At 59.4% G+C, this 21,311-nt stretch carries 20 protein-coding genes; 14 read left to right on the forward strand and 6 right to left on the reverse strand.

Features of this window, described 5'->3' with window-relative positions; all coding sequences use genetic code 11:
* Positions 1–28 precede the first annotated feature (28 nt).
* The 3 genes from hrpB to ACJ5NV_RS00410 all read left to right on the forward strand — a co-directional run bounded on the left by hrpB (position 29) and on the right by ACJ5NV_RS00410 (position 4,570).
* A complete protein-coding gene (hrpB, locus tag ACJ5NV_RS00400; RefSeq protein ID WP_411641405.1) occupies positions 29–2,434 on the forward strand; it encodes an ATP-dependent helicase HrpB in 2,406 nt (801 codons plus the stop codon).
* A 126-nt stretch (positions 2,435–2,560) separates the two neighbouring features.
* A complete protein-coding gene (locus ACJ5NV_RS00405) occupies positions 2,561–3,025 on the forward strand; it encodes an NUDIX hydrolase (RefSeq protein ID WP_411641407.1) in 465 nt (154 codons plus the stop codon).
* 129 nt (positions 3,026–3,154) lie between these two features.
* Positions 3,155–4,570, forward strand: coding sequence for an inorganic phosphate transporter (locus ACJ5NV_RS00410; protein ID WP_411641936.1), 1,416 nt, complete (start codon positions 3,155–3,157; stop codon positions 4,568–4,570).
* Between the two features lie 6 nt (positions 4,571–4,576).
* Here ACJ5NV_RS00410 and argF read toward each other — a convergent pair whose 3' ends face one another.
* The 3 genes from argF to ACJ5NV_RS00425 are packed head-to-tail and all read right to left on the reverse strand — an operon-like array spanning position 4,577 to position 7,181.
* Positions 4,577–5,482, reverse strand: a complete 906-nt coding sequence (gene argF / locus ACJ5NV_RS00415) for an ornithine carbamoyltransferase (protein WP_411641408.1) — start codon at positions 5,480–5,482, stop codon at positions 4,577–4,579.
* A 42-nt stretch (positions 5,483–5,524) separates the two neighbouring features.
* Entirely contained in the window at positions 5,525–6,037 is a 513-nt protein-coding gene (locus ACJ5NV_RS00420; protein ID WP_411641410.1) for a GNAT family N-acetyltransferase, read from the reverse strand.
* On the reverse strand, positions 6,015–7,181 hold the full coding sequence (locus ACJ5NV_RS00425) for an aspartate aminotransferase family protein (protein WP_411641412.1): 1,167 nt from the start codon (positions 7,179–7,181) through the stop codon (positions 6,015–6,017). The genes ACJ5NV_RS00420 and ACJ5NV_RS00425 overlap by 23 nt, the downstream gene beginning before the upstream one ends.
* Positions 7,182–7,498: 317 nt before the next feature.
* On the opposite strand from ACJ5NV_RS00425, the gene ACJ5NV_RS00430 reads away from it, so the two are divergent.
* The 3 genes from ACJ5NV_RS00430 (at position 7,499) to ACJ5NV_RS00440 (ending at position 10,077) form a co-directional block, all read left to right on the forward strand.
* The gene (locus ACJ5NV_RS00430) at positions 7,499–8,650 is read left to right on the forward strand and encodes a beta propeller repeat protein (RefSeq protein ID WP_411641413.1); all 1,152 of its coding nucleotides are present in this window, start codon (positions 7,499–7,501) and stop codon (positions 8,648–8,650) included.
* A gap of 65 nt (positions 8,651–8,715) precedes the next feature.
* Positions 8,716–9,594, forward strand: coding sequence for a DMT family transporter (locus tag ACJ5NV_RS00435; RefSeq protein ID WP_411641415.1), 879 nt, complete (start codon positions 8,716–8,718; stop codon positions 9,592–9,594).
* Between the two features lie 111 nt (positions 9,595–9,705).
* Positions 9,706–10,077 (forward strand): hypothetical protein, encoded by a 372-nt coding sequence (locus ACJ5NV_RS00440; RefSeq protein WP_411641416.1) that lies wholly within the window; start codon positions 9,706–9,708, stop codon positions 10,075–10,077.
* Between the two features lie 2 nt (positions 10,078–10,079).
* On the opposite strand, the gene ACJ5NV_RS00445 is transcribed toward ACJ5NV_RS00440, so the two are convergent.
* Positions 10,080–10,889, reverse strand: a complete 810-nt coding sequence (locus ACJ5NV_RS00445) for an ABC transporter permease (protein ID WP_411641418.1) — start codon at positions 10,887–10,889, stop codon at positions 10,080–10,082.
* 117 nt (positions 10,890–11,006) lie between these two features.
* On the opposite strand from ACJ5NV_RS00445, the gene ACJ5NV_RS00450 reads away from it, so the two are divergent.
* Both ACJ5NV_RS00450 and ACJ5NV_RS00455 read left to right on the forward strand, forming a co-directional pair.
* A complete protein-coding gene (locus tag ACJ5NV_RS00450) occupies positions 11,007–11,609 on the forward strand; it encodes an SH3 domain-containing protein (RefSeq protein ID WP_411641420.1) in 603 nt (200 codons plus the stop codon).
* A gap of 133 nt (positions 11,610–11,742) precedes the next feature.
* A complete protein-coding gene (locus ACJ5NV_RS00455; protein WP_411641421.1) occupies positions 11,743–12,345 on the forward strand; it encodes a GcrA family cell cycle regulator in 603 nt (200 codons plus the stop codon).
* Between the two features lie 74 nt (positions 12,346–12,419).
* Here the strand turns inward: ACJ5NV_RS00455 and ACJ5NV_RS00460 are convergent, their stop codons facing one another.
* Together ACJ5NV_RS00460 and ACJ5NV_RS00465 are read right to left on the reverse strand one after the other, a co-directional pair.
* Positions 12,420–14,165, reverse strand: coding sequence for a sugar phosphorylase (locus tag ACJ5NV_RS00460; RefSeq protein WP_411641423.1), 1,746 nt, complete (start codon positions 14,163–14,165; stop codon positions 12,420–12,422).
* A gap of 179 nt (positions 14,166–14,344) precedes the next feature.
* Positions 14,345–15,253: a LysR family transcriptional regulator gene (locus tag ACJ5NV_RS00465; RefSeq protein WP_411641425.1), complete on the reverse strand. Its 909-nt coding sequence runs from the start codon at positions 15,251–15,253 to the stop codon at positions 14,345–14,347.
* A gap of 95 nt (positions 15,254–15,348) precedes the next feature.
* Between ACJ5NV_RS00465 and ACJ5NV_RS00470 the strand changes: the two genes are divergently transcribed.
* From ACJ5NV_RS00470 to ACJ5NV_RS00495, 6 genes are all read left to right on the forward strand, one after another.
* Complete coding sequence (locus ACJ5NV_RS00470; protein ID WP_411641426.1) at positions 15,349–15,990, forward strand: DsbA family protein; 642 nt, start codon at positions 15,349–15,351, stop codon at positions 15,988–15,990.
* A 25-nt stretch (positions 15,991–16,015) separates the two neighbouring features.
* Positions 16,016–16,909 (forward strand): hypothetical protein, encoded by an 894-nt coding sequence (locus ACJ5NV_RS00475; protein WP_411641428.1) that lies wholly within the window; start codon positions 16,016–16,018, stop codon positions 16,907–16,909.
* 233 nt (positions 16,910–17,142) lie between these two features.
* Positions 17,143–17,949 carry a motility protein A gene (locus ACJ5NV_RS00480; protein ID WP_411641429.1) on the forward strand — a complete coding sequence of 269 codons (807 nt, stop codon included), beginning with the start codon at positions 17,143–17,145 and terminating at the stop codon, positions 17,947–17,949.
* Positions 17,933–18,883 (forward strand): OmpA family protein, encoded by a 951-nt coding sequence (locus tag ACJ5NV_RS00485; RefSeq protein WP_411641430.1) that lies wholly within the window; start codon positions 17,933–17,935, stop codon positions 18,881–18,883. Before ACJ5NV_RS00480 ends, ACJ5NV_RS00485 begins: the two co-directional genes overlap by 17 nt.
* 217 nt (positions 18,884–19,100) lie before the next feature.
* Positions 19,101–20,330 carry a beta-ketoacyl-ACP synthase I gene (gene fabB / locus ACJ5NV_RS00490; protein ID WP_411641432.1) on the forward strand — a complete coding sequence of 410 codons (1,230 nt, stop codon included), beginning with the start codon at positions 19,101–19,103 and terminating at the stop codon, positions 20,328–20,330.
* A 3-nt stretch (positions 20,331–20,333) separates the two neighbouring features.
* The gene (locus ACJ5NV_RS00495) at positions 20,334–21,125 is read left to right on the forward strand and encodes an enoyl-ACP reductase FabI (RefSeq protein WP_411641434.1); all 792 of its coding nucleotides are present in this window, start codon (positions 20,334–20,336) and stop codon (positions 21,123–21,125) included.
* The last annotated feature ends 186 nt before the right edge of the window (positions 21,126–21,311 follow it).

Below are 21,311 nucleotides of genomic sequence, written 5' to 3' on the forward strand. Positions count from 1 at the left end.
TGACCCACCTTATGGCAAAGCATCACCCATGACTGCCTTGCCGATTGATCCCGTCCTGCCCGAATTGATGGCGGCGCTGCGCACCAATGGCCGCGCTGTGTTGCAGGCCCCACCGGGGGCGGGCAAGACGACCCGCGTGCCGCTCGCCATGTTAGATGCCGGGCTAACCAAAGGTCGCATCATTATGCTGGAACCACGCCGTCTGGCCGCCCGCGCGGCGGCGGCCCGTTTGGCCGAAGGGTTGGGTGAGCAGACTGGTAAGACGGTCGGTTACCGTATGCGCGGCGAAAGCCAGCCGGGCCGCCGTATTGAGGTTGTCACCGAAGGTATCCTGACTCGCATGATCCAGTCGGACCCGGAATTGACGGATGTCGGCGCGGTGATCTTTGACGAATTCCACGAACGCTCTCTGAATGCCGATCTGGGCCTTGCGCTGGTGCATGAATTGCGCAGCGTATTGCGCCCTGATTTGCTGCTGCTGGTCATGTCCGCCACGCTGGACGCCGCCCCGGTTGCCGCCATGTTGCAGGACGCGCCGGTGATCACGTCCGAGGGCCGCTCTTTTCCCGTTGTCACACATTATCTGGATCGCGCAGTTCCCAAAGGCGTGCGGTTGGAACAGGCGACCGCTGATCTGGTGGTGCAGGCTGTTTCAGCGACGACAGGCGGTGTGCTGGTGTTCCTGCCCGGTGAGGGTGAGATCAGGCGTGTCGCGGCGGCGCTGAAAAGCCGCCTGCCTGCGGATTGCGAGGTTCGCCCGCTTTATGGCGCCTTGCCCTTCAAGGATCAGCGCGCGGCGATTGCGCCGACGGCCAGCGGTCGCAAGGTGGTGCTGTCCACCTCGATCGCTGAAACATCGTTGACGATTGAGGATATCCGCGTTGTGGTTGATGCGGGCCGTGCCCGCCGTGCGAAATTCGATCCCGGCTCGGGCATGTCCCGGCTGGTGACCGAGCGCGTCAGCCGGGCAGAGGCGACACAGCGCGCGGGCCGTGCGGGCCGGGTGGCACCGGGCGATGCCTACAAGCTCTGGACGAAGGGAGAGGATGGCGCCCTGCCCGCCTTTGCCCCTGCGGAAATCGAAGTGGCTGATCTGGCCGGGCTTGCGCTGGAATTCGCGCTTTGGGGCGGTGATAATCTGGCATTTCTGACCCCGCCTCCTCCCGGTGCACTGGCAGAGGCGCGCGCGTTGTTGCAAGGGCTGGGCGCGCTGGATGCAGGATTGCGGATCACGGCGCATGGCCGTGCGCTGGCGGCCCTGCCGATCCATCCGCGTCTCGGCCACATGTTGCAAATCGCGGGCGCGCAGGCGGCCCCGGTCGCTGCACTGCTGGCCGGGCGTGACCCGCTGCGCGGTGCGCCGGTGGACCTGTCGCTGCGCGTGGCGGCGATCAAAACCCATTATAACGGGCCGGGTGTGGTGAACCATGCAGCCCTTGGCCCGATCCGGGTTGAGGCAAAGCGGCTTGCAAAGGGTCTGCCCAAGGGGGACCCCATGCCGCTGGCCCAGCAAGTGGCGCTGGCCTATCCCGACCGTATCGGATTGCGCCGCAAAGGCGATGATCCCCGCTATGTGCTGTCCGGCGGCAAGGGTGCTGTGATGAATGCTGCCGACCCACTGGCGGGGCAGCGTTTGATCGTGGCCACTGATCTGGACGGCGACACGCGCGAGGCGCGGGTTCGGCAAGCGGTGCCGATTTCGGAACGTGATCTGCGGGCGGTCTTTCCCGATCAGATCGGCTGGGCGGACGTCTGTGAATGGTCCCGCCGCGAAAGTAAGGTGCTGACCCGCAGGCAAGAGCGTTTCGGCGCGCTGGTGCTCGATGACCGGCAATGGCCGGATGCGCCGGATGATGCTGTTGCCGTAGCGATGCTGGAGGGCGTGCGCCAGCTAGGGTTGCGTCCGTCTGATGCGGCGAACCGATTTCGCGCCCGGGTCGCGCTGGTGGATGACCTGCCCGCAATGGATGATGACAGCCTGATGGCTGATCTGGAAACCTGGCTGCTGCCGCATTTGCAGGGCGTACGCTCGGCTGCGGATTGGAAGCGATTTGATCTGCTGCCCGCCTTGCGCGCCATGCTGGACTGGGACCAAAAGCAGCGGCTGGACCGTGCGGCCCCCGCCCATTTCGCAACGCCGCTGGGACGCAAGATCCCAATTGATTATGCGGGTGAGGCACCGGGGATCACGCTGCGCTTGCAGGAAATGTTTGGCGTGACCACGCACCCGCTAGTGGGGCGCACCCCCTTACGGGTCACACTGCTGTCACCGGGGCAAAAGCCGGTGCAGGTCACCCAAGATATCGTTGGGTTCTGGGCCAGTTCCTATGCGGATGTGCGCCGCGATATGCGCGGCCGCTATCCGCGCCATCCCTGGCCAGAGGACCCAACCCAGGCCGATCCGACATTGCGCGCAAAACCGCGCGGCACCTGACGCAAAAACAGGCAAGCCGCCGCCGAACGGCTGTTGCCACAATCATAGATTGCCGCCAAATTTGCATCCCGACTCAGCCCATGCTAATAAAAACGCAATAAAATAAGTCTATTGGCAGGTTCGCAAATGACATCAATGTTCCAGTCCTTTTGGGCGGGTGCCCTGCGCCCGTTCTTTCAACGTCCTCCGGCGCTCCAAGTGGCCGCACTTTGCCATCGTCATGGCAAGGACGGGGTCGAGGTTTTGTTGGTCACCAGTTCATCCGGTCGCTGGATCCTGCCCAAAGGCTGGCCCATTGATGGGCTAAGCGCGGCAGAGGCCGCCAAACAGGAAGCCTGGGAAGAAGGCGGGATCAAAAAGGGCACCACCGAAGAAACAGCCATTGGCAGTTTTCTGGCGGAAAAGCATTTTGACAGCGGCGCGGTGATCCCTTGTGAAACCCGTGTTTATGCCATCGACACCGCCAAGGTGGTGGCCGATTACCCCGAGGCGGATCGCCGTGATCGGATTTGGGTCAGCCCTGCCAAGGCGGCCACAATGGTGACAGAGCCCGGATTGCAGGACATTCTGACAGGCTTTATAGCGGATTGATTCATCTAGATTGATCGCGACGGCCCGGGCGACCCTCGGCCCATGTCGAGGGGGAGACACCACTTGCCTGACAGCAAACCGACATATCAGTGGAAAACGCTTGATCGCGATCTGGGTCGCATCAACGCGATGGAATTCGCGACGCAATATGTATCGCAGCCACTGGTGGGGCTGGGCATCGCGATGGCGTTTATCGTCGTTGCGGCATTGGCGAGCACAGTGTTCTTTGGCGGTGCATCCACATCCTACATCGTGATCGCGGCCGCCGCATTTGGTGCCTATATGGCAGTCAATATCGGCGCGAATGATGTGGCCAACAACATGGGTCCTGCCGTGGGGGCCAATGCGCTGACCATGACCGGTGCCATCGTGATCGCCGCCCTGTTTGAAAGTGCGGGCGCGCTGCTGGCGGGGGGCGATGTTGTATCGACCATTTCCAAAGGCATTATCGACCCGGCCAGCGTTGCAAGCGACAGCGTCTTTATCTGGGCGATGATGGCGGCGCTGATATCCTCTGCGCTTTGGGTGAACCTTGCCACATGGATCGGCGCGCCTGTTTCGACCACCCATGCGGTGGTGGGCGGCGTGATGGGTGCGGGCATCGCTGCGGCGGGCTTTGCTGCTGTGAGCTGGCCGACCATGGGTGCGATTGCGGCCAGTTGGGTGATCTCACCGGTGTTGGGCGGCGTGATCGCCGCGCTGTTTCTGGCCTTTATCAAACAATTCATCATCTACAAAGATGACAAGATCGCCGCCGCCCGCCGCTGGGTGCCCGCGCTAATCGGGATCATGGCGGGGGTTTTTGCGGTCTACCTCGCGATGAAAGGGCTGAAAAAGATCGTGACGGTCAGCCCACCTATGGCGCTGCTTGTTGGCGCTATATTGGGGCTGGCGGTCTATGCCATCGCCCGGCCGCTGGTCCGCCGCCAGTCCGAAGGCTTGGAAAACCGCAACAGGTCTCTGAAGGTGCTGTTCAACATCCCGCTGATCCTGTCGGCAGCGCTGCTGTCCTTTGCGCATGGGGCCAATGATGTGGCCAATGCCATCGGCCCGCTGGCCGCCATCGTGCATACCGAACAATTCGGCGATGTGGCGGGCAAGGTGGATATTCCCAGTTGGGTGATGGTCATCGGCGCGCTGGGGATTTCATTTGGGCTGGTCCTGTTCGGCCCCAAACTGATCCGTATGGTGGGCAGCCAGATCACAAAGCTGAACCCGATGCGCGCCTATTGCGTGGCCCTGTCGGCAGCGATCACCGTGATCCTAGCAAGCTGGCTGGGGCTGCCGGTGTCTTCGACCCATATCGCCGTAGGCGGTGTCTTTGGCGTCGGATTTTTCCGCGAATGGGAAGCAGAGCGGCTTGCCCGCAAATCTGCGGCCAAACGCCCCGAGGCCAAGCGCATCGCCCCCGAAGAACGCCGCCGCCGCAAGCTGGTGCGCCGGTCGCATTTCATGACGATTATCGCCGCATGGGTCGTGACCGTCCCTGCCGCCGCCCTTATGTCAGGGCTGATCTTCTGGGTGTTGCATGGGATCTTTGTCTGAGGGGGCTTATTTCCCCAAGCAGTACCGCATGATCGCTTTTTGCGCATGCAGCCGGTTTTCGGCCTCGTCGAAGATCACTGAATGCGGGCCGTCCATGACGGAACTTGTTGCCTCATCGTCCCGGTGTGCCGGTAGGCAATGCATGAACAGCGCGTCATCCTTTGCCTTGGCCATCAGCGCATCATTCACCTGATAGCCGCGCAGCTGGTTGTGCCGCCGTTCGCGCGCGGATTGCGGATCGTGCATGCTGACCCATGTATCCGTCACCACCAGATCGGCCCCCTGCACTGCCTCGTCGGGATTACGTACAGTGGTATAAAGGCCCGCCAGTTCCGGTTCTGGGTCAAGCGGTGGCGGACCGGTGAAGACCAGATCAAAATCAAACTGTTTGGCCGCATGGGCGAAACTGGCAAAGACGTTGTTGCCATCGCCGGACCAGACGACCTTTTTGCCTTTGATCGGGCCGTTATGTTCTTCGAACGTCATGATATCAGCCATGATCTGGCAGGGGTGGGTCCGGTTGGTCAGCCCGTTGATCACCGGCACTGTGGCATGTTCTGCCATATCCAGCAGGGTTTGCTCCTCGAACGTGCGGATCATGATCAGATCCACATAGCGCGACAGCACCCGCGCTGTGTCTGCGATAGTTTCGCCGTGGCCCAGTTGCATGTCTGCCCCTGACAGTACCATCGTCTGCCCGCCCATCTGGCGCACGCCCACATCAAAGGACACGCGCGTCCGGGTCGATGGTTTTTCAAAGATCAGGGCCACCATATGCCCGGCCAGCGGCTGGTCCGCATCGGGTGTGCCCTTGGGCTGTCCGGCGCGGGCATCTTTGATGGTCCGCGCATCCTGAATGATCTGATGCAGATCATCGGCGGGGGTCACGTTGATATCAAGAAAATGTTTCATAAGCGTCGCTTTGTTGTTGGGCCTTGTCCGGGCCAGAATATCTTATTTGTAGGTCATCACCTGAATGTGCTTGCCCGTGCGAGAAGTCGCAAGTCGTCGTCGCTGAAACCCCGCTTGCGTAAACGTCGCAATCAACCGTTGGTCATGCGAGCGCGGTCCGACAGCGACCAACGGGCATGAACGGCGAAGTTCGGCAATCCGGTCCTTGAGGTAGCCCACAGAATGGCCCGGCCCCATGAATTCGGCTTCACCCACAAACGTGGTGATCACACGCGACCCGCGCGGCAGATCGGCATATTGCGGCATGCCGAAGGTTTCAGCATCATGATCGTGGATATAGGCGAAAGGCCTTTCCCGAAGGCAGACCTTTCGCATGTCGATCAGGTCATCTTCCATGTCATGTTTCATCAGCTCCAATTCCATTTCTGTATCGGGCAGCCATGAGCGCACATGCGGCATCATCAGCCACTTCCGTATCAAGGGAAGGTCGGCATAGGTCAGCGTATGAAAGATGTAGTTTTGCATAGGATTTCTAAAATTGTCGTGCTGCGGCATCAAGCTTGTCGACTGCGGCACCTATATCTGCGTCAGGGATGTTCAGCGCGGGCAACAGCCGGATCACATTATCGGCGGCGGGCACGGTCAGCAGCCCCTGATCGAACCCTGCCTTGACCAGATCGCTGTTGGCCACTTTGCATTTCAGCCCCAGCATCAGCCCTGCGCCGCGCACCTCTTCGAACACCTCCGGATGGCTGGCCACCAAGCCTTCGAGCTTTTGCCGGAAGAGACCCGCCTTACGCCCCACCTCTGCCAGAAAAACCTCGTCCGCGATGATTTCCATCACTTTGGCCCCGACTGCACAGGCCAGCGGGTTGCCCCCGTAGGTGGAGCCATGCGTGCCAGCGGTCATGCCGGACGCGGCATCTTCGGTCGCCAGCACGGCCCCCAGCGGAAAGCCCCCGCCGATGCCCTTGGCAACCATCATGATATTAGGCGTGACCCCGGCCCATTCATGGGCGAATAGCTTGCCCGTCCGACCCATGCCGCATTGCACCTCGTCTAGGATCAGCAGGACACCGTGTGTGTCGCAGAGCGCGCGCAACGCCCGCAGGTCATCATCGGATACCGAGCGGATGCCGCCTTCGCCCTGGATCGGCTCAATCAGCACAGCGGCGACACTGTCATCCATCGCAGCCTCGGTCGCCGTCAGGTCGCCGAATTCCAGATGGATAAATCCAGGCAGCAGTGGCCCGAAACCTTTGGTCATCTTCTCGGACCCGGCGGCAGCGATCCCGGCGCTGGAGCGCCCGTGAAAAGAGTTGGAATAGGTGATGATACCGGTCCGGTCAGGCTGGCCTTTGTCGTACCAGTATTTCCGGGCCATCTTGACCGCCAATTCGCAGGATTCGGTCCCTGAATTGGTGAAAAAGACCGTGTCGGCAAAGGTCTTGTCCACCAGCATTTCCGCCAATCTCTGCTGGGCAGGAATGTTGTAAAGGTTCGACACATGCCACAGCGCATTCGCCTGTCCGGTCAAAGCGGCCACCAGTGCCGGATGCGCATGGCCCAGCGCATTCACCGCGATGCCTGCACCGAGGTCAAGGAAGCGTCGCCCGTCAGCCTCTACCAGCCAAGAGCCTTCACCCGATGTAAATGTCAGGGGGGCACGGTTATAGGTCGGCAAAATAGGTGCGATCATGGTGATCTTCCTTGTGGATAAGCCCGATTGGTGCAGGACCAAAAGGCAGGTGTCAACGATTTAAGGGGTTTAGGATGGATATGACAACGGGCGACGCAAATTAGCGTCGGCGTCGGTTCAAAGCTGTCATACGGATCATCATGCGCAATTGATAACAGAGCTTTTTTGATCAGGGAAGCCAGAACCGCAATAATCGGTTTTTGACCACAGCGGGGCCCTGTTCGCATCTGCGACTTGGGCGTGTTGCCGTGTGACAGAGCCATATAGGTGCGCCGCCCGCTTCATGCTAATCTGCCCCATATTTCAGGAGGATTCTGATGGCTTTGGATGGCGTGAAAGTGCTTGTTGGCACAACAAAGGGCGCGTTTCTGGTGTCCGGCGATGCGCAGCGCACCGGCTGGACGGTTAAGGGGCCGTTTTGTGATGGCTGGCCGATCAACCATGTGGTGGGCGATGTCGCAAGCGGCCAGATTTGGGCCGGAGGCGGTGGTGACTGGCATGGTGCGGGTGTCTGGTGTTCTGACGACGGGGGCGAAAGCTGGCAGGTGACCCGCCTGACCAAGGGCACGATGGATGACTGGGCCGCCGAAGATCCCGATTTCGCCGCGATGATCGGCTGGACCGATACGCCGCTGCCCTTTAAGGGGTTTTCACAGATCTGGTCCCTCGCCCACGCCCATGGCGCGCTTTACGCGGGTACGAAACCGGCGAGCCTGCTGAAGAGCGCCGATCACGGCAAGACGTGGGACAAGGTAGAGGGGCTGACCAGCCACCCTTCAGCTGACAGCTGGCAACCGGGCGGCGCAGGCCTTGTGTTGCATACGATTGTGCCTGCGCCGGATGATCCCAAAAAGCTTTGGGTCGGGATTTCGGCGGCGGGCGTTTTTGCGACCGAGGATGGCGGCACCACATGGGACCGCCGCAACCGGTTGTCCAACGCCGAAAGCTGTGCGGCGCATGACCACCCTGCCGCCCCCTCTGACGGTGAGCTGGGCCACTGTGTGCATAATATGGTGCGCGCGCCGGGCGATGCGGATGTCATGTATCAGCAAAACCATCACGGGGTGTGGCGGTCGACGGATGGTGGCCGCAGTTGGGATGATATCAATGGGGGTCTGCCTTCGACATTCGGATTTCCGATCCGGGTCCATCCGCGTGATCCCGATACCATCTGGACCCTGCCCCTGAACGGTGACAGTGCGGGGCGCTATCCGCCGGATGCTGCTGCGGCTGTCTGGCGATCCCGCGATGGCGGGCAAAACTGGCAAGCACTGCGCGACGGGCTGCCGCAAGACAGTTGTTTCTTTACCGTTTTGCGGCAAGCCATGGGCGGGGATACCTGCGATCCTGCCGGGGTCTATTTCGGCAGCAATAGCGGATCGGTCTTTGCCAGTTTCAACGAAGGCGACAGCTGGCATGAAATCGCACGCCATCTGCCCACTATTTTGGCGGTAGAGGTGCTGGGTTAAACACCGCGCCGGGTGGTGGCGTTTTCGCGATTGTCATTGCTGCGGGCAGCGCGCAAAAGCGCGCGATGACAACGCGAACGCCGAACCCAACCATTGCGATACTCTTCATGCTGGCCGCAACCACGTTCATCGCAGGCACCATGCTGCTGGCCAAGATGTTGGGCAGCGATCTGCTGGGGCCGCCCTTGCATCCGTTGCAGATCAGCCATGGCCGGTTCCTGTTTGCCTTTCTCGCTATCAGCAGCGCTGTTGCAGTATTACGCCCGCGCTTTACCCGCCCACATCTGCCACTGCATATCGGGCGCAGCGCCTTGGGCTGGTGCGGTGTAACGCTGATGTTCGCGGCAGTGGCGTTCATCCCGCTGGCAGATGCCACCGCGATCAGCTTTGTGAACCCTGTGTTCGGTATGCTGCTGGCGATCCCATTATTGGGAGAGCGGGTCGGCCCGTGGCGCTGGCTGGCGGCCCTCATGGCCTTTTGCGGAACACTGATCCTGCTGCGCCCCGGTGCTGATACGTTTCAGATCACCGCTTTGCTGCCCCTTGGCGCGGCTGTACTGTTGGGGTTGGAATCGATTTTCATCAAGAAACTGGCCGACCGCGAAGCCCCCTTGCAGATCCTGCTGATCAATAATGCCATCGGACTGACCATTGCAACCTGCGCTGTGGTGCCGGTCTGGATGCCCCCGACCCCGGCGCAATGGGCAGGGCTTGGCGCGCTTGGCATCATCGTGGCCGCGGCGCAGGCTTGCTATGTCAATGCTATGGCGCGGGCAGATGCCAGTTTTGTGACCCCGTTCAGCTACCTGACGCTTGTCTTTGCCGCTACCTACGACGCTGTGCTGTTTGATGTGATCCCGGATCGTATCAGCGTGACCGGTGCTGCGGTGATCCTGACGGGTGCAAGCCTGCTGGCTTGGCGCGAAAGGCGGTTACAGGTCTGAGTTTATGAGTGTTCCGTCCTGCAGTCTTTGTTTAGATTGCAGCTACGGTCTTGGTTTATGTGTGCAAATATGGACGAAGTTTACGAGTATCGGAGGGAGCCCGGTAAGGGAGTGATATGGTTGTCGGCCATCACCTTGGTGTTGCTGATCACATTCGTGTCGCTCACCGATGCGCATCAGTTTGACTGGCTGATCTGGGCTCTTGGTGCGGTAACGCTATTTTGGATGCTGGTGCCGAAGCCAGTGTCAGGCATGCGCGTGACCAAATCCCACCTGATTCTGTCAGCATGGCGCGACCCTTATGTCATCCTTCTGGATGACATCGCCTATCTGCGTGCAACCGAAGCCAGCGCAGAAACCAACATGGCCCTCGTCTTCAAAAACGGGATAGAGGCCGGCGTTTTTGTCGGTGACCTGCCGGATGTGGAAACCCTTGTGATGGTGATGGCTGCACGGGGTATCCCCGTGCGCGATGTTTATTAGGGTCAGGCCTTGAGCCTGTAGCCGGTGCGCATCCACCGCCAGCAGATCATCAACACAACCAGACAGGCGAAAGACACCACGGCAAGCCCCAGCCACGGGCTGCTGTCGCTGACCCCGATCATCCCGAACCGCACCCCGTCGATGATATAGAAAAACGGGTTGGCATGGCTGAGCGCCTGCATCACCGGCGGCAGCGCGTCGATGGAATAGAAAGTGCCCGACAGAAAGGTGAGCGGTGTCACCAGAAAATTCGAAATCGCGGCAAGCTGGTCGAATTTATTGGCGAAAATCCCCGCGATCATGCCCAGTGCGCCCATCAGGACAGACCCCAGCAGCACGAACACAAGCGTCCAAAGCGGATGCACCAGCCCGGTGCCCAAAAAGATTGCGGCCCCCACGGAAATCACTACGGCAACCAGTGCGCCACGTGCTACGGCCCCACTGATATAACCGGCCACCAGCTCTGACGCTGACAGCGGTGGCATCAGCGTGTCCACGATATTGCCCTGCACCTTGGCCGACGCAAGGCTGGAGGATGTATTGGCAAAGGCGTTCTGGATCACAGTCATCGTCAGGATCCCCGGCACGAGGAAAGTCATGAAGGGCACGCCCATCACATCACCACGTTGCCCGCCGATGGCGATGGTGAAAATCATCAGAAACAGCCCGGCGTTGATCAGGGGCGCCATGATCGTCTGCGACCAGACATTCATGAACCGCCGCACCTCGCGCCGGGTCAATGTCCATGTCCCCAGCCAGTTCACGCGCCCGAAGCGACGCACACCCATCGTGGCTTGCTCTGCCATTGCCATCGTCCTTCTTTTTCCTGTGCGTTGGACATAACCGATTGTTCGGATTTGGCCAGTGCCAGGCGTTTGCTTTTTAGCGCTATCGGGATAGCCTTGCGGCGTAACATGCGGGACGTTCCGATGCGTTTTATCCTGATCACCCTTGCTTTTCTCTGGTCCGGGCTTGCCCACGCCGATGAACTGCGGCCCGCGCTGCCAGCCCTTTACCGGGTGATTGGGGTTACCATCGATGATGTGTTGAACATTCGCGCCGCACCGGATGCGAGTGCGTCGACGGTCGGTGAATTTGCCAGTGACGCAAAGGATATTGAGGTCACCGCGCTCAGCCTCAGCGGCAGTTGGGCGCGGGTGAACACAGGCGAAAACACGGGCTGGGTCGCTTTTCGCTATCTCGCCCGCCAACCCATGGTGATCGGTTTTGCGGGGCTGCCGGACAGTCTGTCCTGCTTTGGGGCAGAACCTTTCTGGAACCTGCGCCTGACAGCGGAAGGCCTGCAATTAAACCGCCCCGACGGCAGCAGGACCTTTCCCATGAGTGTGATCGGGACATCCGCCCCGGTGTCGCTCGGTATCACGGGCTTTCACTTCACCTGGATGGCAGATGACGTGCACGTGCGGGCCTGGATTCTGCCCGGTCAGTGCAGTGACGGGATGAGCGACGCGATCTATGCGCTTCATTATGTTGACACCTACTTGGGGCATCATGGCTGTTGTCACCTGTGATCGCGCAACAGAAGGCCAAAAAGACCGGACCCGGCCTTCACATCAGCGCCCACAAGGACTAATATCATAGGCTGATAAAGAATGATGGCACGGATGCAGCGCATCCCACCGACCGATAACCAGAGGAACGCATATGTCCTGGACTGACGAGCGCGTCGAGACGCTCAAGAAGATGTGGAGCGAGGGCCAGTCGGCTAGCCAGATCGCCAAAGAGCTGGGCGGGGTAACCCGCAATGCAGTGATTGGCAAAGTGCACCGGCTGGGCCTGTCGAACCGGGCCGGATCCGGGACCGCGACGCCCACCAAAGCGCCCGCCAAGGAAAAACCGGCAGCACCCGCAGCCGCGACAAAACCTGCTGTGGCAAAGCCGGCCCCAAAGGCCATGCCGGACCCGGTGCCTGCCATTAAAGAAGAACCCGAAGTGGATGAAAACGGTATTCCGATTTCGGCCGCACGCCGTGCGATCATCCCTGCCGGGCAGCCCCTGCCCCCGCAGCCATCCGCGAATGAGATCAGCCCCGAAGCACTGGCCAAGGTGAGTGAGGTCGAAAAGACCGCCAAGCGGCTGACGTTGATGGAACTGACCGAAAAGACCTGCAAATGGCCTGTGGGTGACCCGGCCACCGATGATTTCTGGTTCTGCGGTCTGGCGGTACAGCAAGGCAAACCCTATTGCGAAGCACATGTAGGCGTGGCGTTCCAACCAATGTCATCGCGGCGTGATCGCAGGCGCTGACAGACTCCACACCGTAAGGTGGGTCTTGACCCACCCACGCAAGGTCGCCCACGGGCGGCCTTTCTTTTGACGCGTTAAGGTTGGTTGCTGATCCAGCGGCACTGATAAGGTGCAAGGGTGATGTCAGACGCCATGCTATCGATCCGTTCCCCGGTCAGCAGATCCACCCAAGCTTCATCATCAATCAGATTGACCGAAACCGCCGGGATGCTGACCGTTTCGTCGCTGACGTTGTGCAAGGCAAAGATCGACTGTCCGCGATCAAGGCTCTGTCGCCAGAGTCCGAAAACCCTGTCTTCCAGCGCCATGGTGAATTGGGTGGCATTGGGATGGAAGGCCGGTTGTTGGGCCCGGATGCGCAACCGCGCCGATAGATCGGCCAGTACCGATGCTTGCGGGCTGTTCGGGTCAGCCAACAGATCACGCAGCGTGGGATAATCCCATCGGTGGCGGTTGATTGCGCGGCTCATGCCCCGCCGGGTCACGTCCTCATGATCATTCGGCGTGGCCAGTAGTGCGTGAATGTAAAACGCAGGGATCCCTTCCATCGACATCACGATGGTTTGCGAACAGATGAACCGGTCATGGTGATGATCATCCGCGCCTTTGAACGTGCGGCTGGTCGCGGCATAAAAGGTCGTGTTCAGCTCATAGGGGGACTGGCTGCCATCGGGCATTGTCCGCATCGACACCAGCCCGCCCAGATCGCGCACGGTTTGGATCATCTGCTCTTTTTCATCCTCAGGCAGCAGACCTTCGGCGGGGCGCATACCGATCCCGTCATGGCTGGCAGTGAAATTCAGATAGGCGCAGCCCAATTGTGCCGGGGGCATCCCGCTTTGCCAGCGCCGCAAATGCCGGGCGGACCCTGCCATCATCGCGTGCAGGATCAATGGCGGCAGGGGAAAGTTATAGATCGCATGCGCCTCGTTCCGATTGCCGAAATAGCTGAGGTTTTCAGCCTTGGGCACATTGGTTTCGGTCAGCAGAATGATCGTTTCGGCCGCATAGTCGCAAAGCGCCCGCATCAGCCGGATCACCGCATGGGTCTGGGGCAGATGGATCGACGGCGTGCCGATTTCTTTCCACAAAAACGCCACTGCATCCAGCCGGATGATCCGCACCCCATTATCCACATGCAGCCGGATGATCCGCAAGAATTCCAGCAGCACCTCTGGGTTGCGGAAATCAAGGTCGATCTGATCATGGCTGAAGGTACACCAGACATGGCGCGGCCCGTTGGAGGTCTCTACCTTGCGCAACAAGGGGGTCGTGCGTGGCCGGACAACGGCAGACAGATCAGCCTCGGGTGAGGCTTCAAAGAAATATTTGTCGTAAGGCGCCTGCCCCTGCCGGTACGCATTGAACCAAGTCCCTTGGCTGGACACATGGTTCAGCACCAGATCAGACATCAGGTGAAACTTGTCACCAATCCGGTTGATATCGGCCCAATCCCCCAATTGCGGGTTCACCGACCGGAAATCAGAGACCGCAAACCCATCATCCGACGTATAGGGAAAAAACGGCAGGATATGCACACCGTTGATCACGCCCTTAAGGTAGCGCAGCAGGAAATCATGCAGCAGATCCAGCGGCTTATGCACACCGTCCACGACCGAATTACCATAGGTGATCAGCACCGCGTCAGCTTGGCTCCAGAGTGAATTGCCGGGCATGCGGCTGCGCTTGCGCGGATGCGTCCCCTCCGGCCAGAACGCGTCGATCACCGCGCGGGTCAAGGCGCGGGTATCCTGGTCCGGGTAGATCTGAGAGATAAGCGCAGTCAGACGTCGGTGTAATGAGATCGGGCTTGCCTTCATGTCACTTAATTCTGCTGCCGTGATTGCCTTACGTCCATGTCCTGAGACCCAGAAAACAGGTTTAAGCGCATTTTCCCAGCCAAAACCCGTCTCGCAGCGCTAGTAATGGGCAGATATGCCGCATGTGGTCAAAACTTCAGCAGTCCGCCGGTCAAAAAGCGCGCCTCGACGCCCAGCACCTACGCTCCGTTGCGTCGTTTCTCGGCGCTGCGGAGCATTTCGATAAAGGTGCTGACTTTGGCGGGGCGGAATTTTGCGGCCGGCAGCACGGCGAATATACCGCCATCCGCAAGCGACCAACCGGGCAGAACCTGTGTCAGCACACCGTTCTGCACATCCTCATGAACCAAAAAATCGGGAAGCACGGCAAGCCCTGCCCCATCTTTCACTGCGCGCAAGATGGCGGGCGCACTGTCGATGGCCAAATTGCTGTCAAGTTTGACCGAAGCCGCCTGTTGGGAACTGTGTGTAAAGTCCCAGTTGTAAGGATCAGAAAGCGCGCCGTTGGCAATAAAATCAACGCCGCGCAGGTCGTTCGGATGGGTGATCGGGCCAATCTGGGCGATCTTGTCAGCCCGCCCCACCAGCAACTGTTGAAAACTGCCAATCTTGCGCGCCCGCAGGCCAGAATCACGTAGCCACCCGACACGTATCGCCAGATCAAGCTCCCCTGCCATCAGATCGCTATGGGTATCGTTCAGATATAAGGCGACGTCGCACGCAGGGTATGCACGCTGAAACGCAGCAGCAACGGGGGTCACGACGGTAATGCCATAATCGTTCGGCGCGGTCATACGCAATGTGCCTACAGGTTTTTGCGTCAACTGCGAGATTTCGTTAAAGGCATCCTCGGCCTCGTGCAGGATAGCGGCGCAGCTGCTGTAAAAGCCAAGCCCCGCCTCGGTCGTGCTGACTTTGCGCGTGTTGCGCACCAGAAGCGTTGTCTTCAACTCCTGCTCCAGCTGCGTCACCTGCGAACTGACCACAGCTTTGGTCACGCCCAGACGGTCCGCGGCCTTCGTGAATGACCCGGTTTCCACCACGGCGGTGAAATAAGCCAATCTGTTCAGATTACGTGCTTTTGACATAGGTTCACTGTTAGCTTCTAGCAAACAATGTGTCAAAAATGTTTGTCTTATCAAAGGTAATGAAAGCCCACATATAGGGGCCAAGGAGACACAACATGACACAGACCGTTAAATTGCAATATCTCTTTGATCCACTATGTGGCTGGTGCTACGGCGCATCCGGCACGATCAAAAGCCTTGCAAAACATCCCTCTATTGATCTGCAACCGATGGCCACAGGGTTGTTTTCCGGCACCGGCGCGCGCCCGATGAGCGGCTTTGCCGCCCAAGCTTGGGCCAATGATCAACGCATCGCCGCGCTGAGCGGGCAGGTCTTTAGCGAAGATTACCGCCGTGATGTGCTTGGTGACAAAGATGCCTCTTTGGATTCAACCGTCACAACACTTGCCGTCACCGCCGTGAATGAGACCACACCAGACCGCACGATTGATGCGCTCGCGGCGTTGCAGGCCGCGCGTTACGTGGACGGGAAAGATGTGACCTCGGCCACAGTCGTTGCCACCATCCTGAGCAATATGGGGCTGGCAAATGCCGGTGCGCGTGTTGTGGCCGCAGACGACAGCTTGCTGCAAGCAGCCAGCGCCCGCATGAGCGCCGCACGCGATCTGATGTCCACCTTTGGGCTGCAAGGCGTTCCGGCCATGATCGCAACAATTGACGGCGCACAAAGCGTTCTGGACGCAAGCGCACTCTATGCAGGAACTGACGACATTCTGGCCGCCCTGAAGCGCGCCTAACCCCACATAAACAAGGACTTACATAATGGACCGCCGTACCCTACTCAAACTGACCGCCGCCGCTGGGGCAACAACTCTGTTGGCCCCTCACATGTCATTGGCAGATACCAATGGCCTAAGCTGGACCCACTTTCCAGCGGGTGAAAATGGCTTCTTCCGCGCACCTGTTCTGCTTTCCGGCCCGACCGAGGCCGTCTTGATCGACGGCGGCTTTACCCTGCCCGATGGCCAAGCGCTGGCCGCAGCGATCAAAGCCACCGGCAAAACGCTGACCACCATCTATATCAGCCAAAGTGATCCCGATTTCTATTTCAGCCTGCGCCCTATCACAGAGGCATTCCCAGAGGCACGGGTGATTGCCGCCAGCGAAACTGTAGACGCGATCTACGCAAATGTTGCCAAGAAAGTTGAAACATGGGGCCCTCAACTGGGTGAAAACGGCCCGCAATCGGTCGCAGACGTCATCTTTGCAGAAGCCGATGACAGCGCGACCCTTACCATTGACGGCCATGTTATCGACATCATTGCCGCAGAGGGTCTAGCCAATCGCCGCTATCTCTGGAGCGAAGACCTGCAAGCCGTCTTCGGTGGCGTGATGGTGTTTTCCGGCACACATGTTTGGACCGCCGATACCGCAACCAAAGAACAGCGCGCCGCATGGGTCGCCAATCTGGACGCCATTATCGCCCGCGCCCCCAAAGTTGTCGTTCCTGGCCACATGACATCTGACGCGCCATTAGGTCTTGAGGCTGTCGCCTTCACCAAAGCCTATCTGCTGGCAATTGATGAAGAGCTTGAAAAAGCCAACGGTTCGGACGAACTGATCGCAGCAATCCAAGCCCGTTACCCCGATTTGGGGATGGGCATCGCGCTGAATATCGGCGCGAAGGTTCTGACCGGCGAGATGGAATGGGGCTGACCTGAACAAGCGTGCCGCTGCAAACGGGATCATCGCGACGGATAGCGCGGTGATCTCTCGGTCGTAAGCAATAAACGCCCTGAAACGCGGGGCGTTTTTCATTGTAAATCCATGCATTTGCACCGGTTATTTGCGCATTAATCTTTCGCCGATATCACGGATCGCAAGGGGTGTACCATTATACCGTAAGCGTCCCTTTTTGCTTCGCGTTTCGCAAAGAAAAGGTGTCCTGCATGCGTATATGGTCGATTGTCGGTCTCTTGGTCGGGTTCACCATGCTTGCAATCGCGGTCGGGCTGACGGCGCAGGACCCGATGATGTTTGTGAATATTCCGGGCTTTGCACTTGTTCTTGGCGGGACCTTTGCGGCGACATTGACCAGTTATTCATTGCAGGAAATCTGGGCGGCTATCCGTGCCTTGGCCATGCACAATGGCTCTGACGGGAATCTGGAACACGCGGGGCTGCGCGATATCATGCATATCGCCAAGGTGATGGATGCCAAAGGCGCACGCGCCGCCGAGGTCGCGATCAAACGCGTCCGCTCACCCTTTCTGCAAACCGGGCTGCAACTGGTCATTGATGAGGTCCCAAGCCGCCAACTGATCGAGGTGACGGATTGGCGCATCGCACGCATCCGCGCCCATGGCCGGGCGCAGGCCGATGTCTTTAATGTCATGTCAATCTATGCCCCCGCTTTTGGCATGGTCGGCACGCTTCTGGGGTTGGTGAATATGCTGCGCGGGATCGGCGGGGACATCACAGAGATCGGCATCAGCCTGTCGCTTGCACTGGTCACAACCTTTTACGGTATCGTCATGGCCAACGCGGTCTTCAAACCCTTCGCGGTCACCTTGCAGCGCCAGGTCGAAGATCGCATGGCTGTGCTATCCGTGGCGCAGGAAGCTTTGGTGCTGCTGGCGGATCATCACAGTCCGGTACAGCTGAAATACAGCATCAGTTCTTATGTCGATCCACAGGACGTTGATCTGATCGAACAGCCATCAGGGGGAGAGCCAAAAGATGCCCCGCGCGCCTGATGCGATGGAACCGGAAGAAGTACCACCAACAGATGCTGTGTCGCCGCCGCTTCATCTCTGGCGGCGCCACGCTGTGACGGTCCACCCGTCATCTGTCGTGGGCGAACAGGACAGGTCAGCATGGGCCGTCCCCTATACCGATCTGACCATGTTGTTGATGGTTTTCTTCGTGATCATGCTATCGCAGGCCGGGCAGCAGATCGGGCGCGCCGAAAGCACTGTGCGCGATCGGACGGATTATTCTTATCTTTTCGCCGCGACAAGCGGATCAGAACGGCCCGCACGCAGCACACTGCTTCTCGGTGGTCAGGGTATTATGAATGGTCAAAACGGGCTTTTGCCCGGTGGCGACAGTCTGGTCGCACAGGCGGGCAGCACGGTATCGCGCAATCAAGTGGAGGATTCGAATGATCGCATCGCTGCCGATCAGGATAATTTCGCCGTCGAATGGGCGCGGCGGGTTCGCGAGCTTGAAAATACGGCAGCTGCGTTCCTTGCTGACAGCGTGTCTGACGATCAGGTGACGCTGGTGACTAATGCACGTGGGATTGAGTTGCGTATGGCAGAGGACGTGCTGTTTGCCAGCGGATCGGACACGCTGCAAAACAGCGGCGAAGCCCTGATTTCCAGCCTCGCGCCGCTGCTGCGCCGCATTGATGGCGATATCGAGATTTCAGGACATACCGACAACATACCGATCAACACGCTGCGGTTTCCATCCAACTGGGCGCTTTCATCCGCAAGAAGCATCGCTGTTGTGCGTCTTTTACGTGATCTCGGCGTGCCCGAACGGGACATGCAGGCGGTCGGGCATGGTGACAACAGGCCAATTGCGTCAAACAGTACCGCAAGCGGTCGTGCGGCGAACCGACGTGTGACAATCGATATTACGCCCCGCCCGGACGCGCAGCCAGACAACCCATCCCCGCCGTAAGCACCTGTATAAATTGCGCGCATATAACTATCGCCCGCGCAACAGCCCATCGCAGATAGGACCCTGTCCGATGGGTTAAATTTCACATGCCCACCAATCCAACAACCGCAAGGATATGATGCAAAAGACTGCCGCCACCCGCAGATGACGTATCCGCGCCTTGCGCCCTGCCACTGCCTTGCCTTACATGGGAACCAACAAATGCAAGGGAGGCCATATGCGCCGCGTCGTCATCACTGGACTGGGGATCGTGTCCCCCATCGGGAACAATGCCACAGAAGTCGCCGCCGCGCTGAAGGCTGGTAAATCCGGGATTGAGGCTAGCCCGGAGATGGCTGAGCATGGCTTTCGCAGCCAGATTGCCGGCACGCTCAAGATTGATGTGGCCGAACATGTGGACAAGCGCACGTTGCGGTTCATGGGGCCGGGTGCCGCCTATGCGCATATCGCGATGCAGCAGGCGATTGCGGATGCCGGGCTGGGCGAAGACGTGGTTTCTAACCCGCGCACCGGGCTGGTTGCCGGGTCCGGCGGGCCGTCCACATCGGCCATGCTGACCGCGCATGAGGTGGTGAAAAACACTGGCGCGACCAAGCGGATCGGGCCGTTTGCGGTGCCGAAATGCATGTCTTCGACCGTATCGGCGAACCTGTCGACAGCCTTTAAAATCAAGGGCATCAACTATTCGATCACCTCGGCCTGTTCGACCAGCCTGCATTGCATCGGCAATGCGGCGGAACAGATCATGATGGGCAAGCAGGATGTGATGTTTGCAGGCGGCGGGGAAGAGCTGGACTGGACCTTGTCTTGCCTCTTTGACGCGATGGGCGCGATGTCCAGCAAGTATAATGACACGCCCGAAAAAGCCTCGCGCGCGTTTGATGCTAACCGCGACGGGTTTGTGATCGCAGGCGGCGGCGGGATCGTTGTGCTTGAAAGCCTTGAGCACGCGCAGGCGCGCGGTGCCAAGATCTATGCCGAGGTGACAGGCTTTGCAGCCACATCCGACGGGCACGATATGGTCGCGCCTTCTGGTGAGGGCGGCGAACGGGCGATGCGTCTGGCCTTGCAGGACCTGCCCGAAGGCAGAAAAGTCAGCTATATCAATGCCCACGGCACATCGACGCCGGTTGGCGATGTGGGTGAAGTACAGGCCGTGCGCCGTGTCTTTGGCGAGGGCAGCACGCCGCCAATCAGCTCCACCAAATCAATGACGGGCCACAGCCAAGGTGCCACCGGCGCGCAAGAGGCGATCTATTGTCTGCTGATGTTGCAGGATGATTTCATTGCACCGTCAATCAATGTGGAAACGCTCGATCCGGCGCTCGCGCCGGAAGAGATCGCCACCCAATATGTTGAAAATGCAGGGCTGGATACGGTGATGACAAACTCTTTCGGGTTTGGCGGCACCAATGGATCCATGCTTCTGTCGAAATTCCGGGAATAGAATATGACCCTTTCACTACAGGGCAAACGTGGCCTGATCATGGGCGTCGCGAATGAACGTTCTATCGCGTGGGGCATCGCCAAGGCGATGGCCGAGGCCGGGGCCGAGCTGGCCTTTACCTATCAGGGCGAAGCCTTTGGCAAACGCCTGCAGCCGCTGGCGGAAAGCCTTGGCTCGGACATCATGGTCGACACCGATGTGACCGATGACGCCAGCATGGACGCGGCTTTTGCCACGCTGAAAGACCGCTGGGGCACGCTGGATTTTCTGGTTCATGCCATTGCTTTTTCAGATAAAAATGAGCTGTCAGGCGGCATCGCCAGCACGACGCGGGGCAACTTTAAAACCTCGCTCGAAATCTCATGCTATTCCTTCATCGATGTGGCGCGCCGCGCATCCGAAATGATGCCAGAGGGCGGGACGCTGTTGACGCTGACCTATCAGGGCAGCAACCGGGTGACCCCTTATTACAACGTGATGGGCGTGGCCAAAGCGGCGCTGGAAAGCGCAACGCGCTATCTGGCAAATGATCTGGGGCCAAAGGGCATCCGGGTGAACGCGATCAGCCCCGGCCCGATGAAAACCCTTGCAGGGGCAGCGATTGCCGGTGCCCGCCGCACCTATCGCCACACAGAAAATAACGCCCCCCTGCGCAGCAATGCCACGCTGGAGGCGGTGGGCGGCACGGCTGTCTATCTTGCCTCGGACGCAGGTGCCTTCACCAGTGGTGAAATCATCCATGTTGATGGTGGCTATCACGTGCTGGGGATGCCGCAGCCTGACAATCTGGCCTGAGGTCACGCAACGCGCGCTGCGGTGATCCGGGGCGCGCAACACCAACCCCATCCGAATCGCCCTGATATGGTTAATGGCACGTGATTTGCCGAAAATCAGGGGGTGCATGCGCGTCGGACAATCGTCGGACTTGCATCGGACCTTTGCACCCGCACAGGCGGGATTAACGCGGCGCGCGCTACAAAG

The sequence above is a fragment of the Loktanella agnita genome, from assembly GCF_046640325.1.
Classification (GTDB): Bacteria; Pseudomonadota; Alphaproteobacteria; order Rhodobacterales; family Rhodobacteraceae; genus Yoonia; species Yoonia agnita.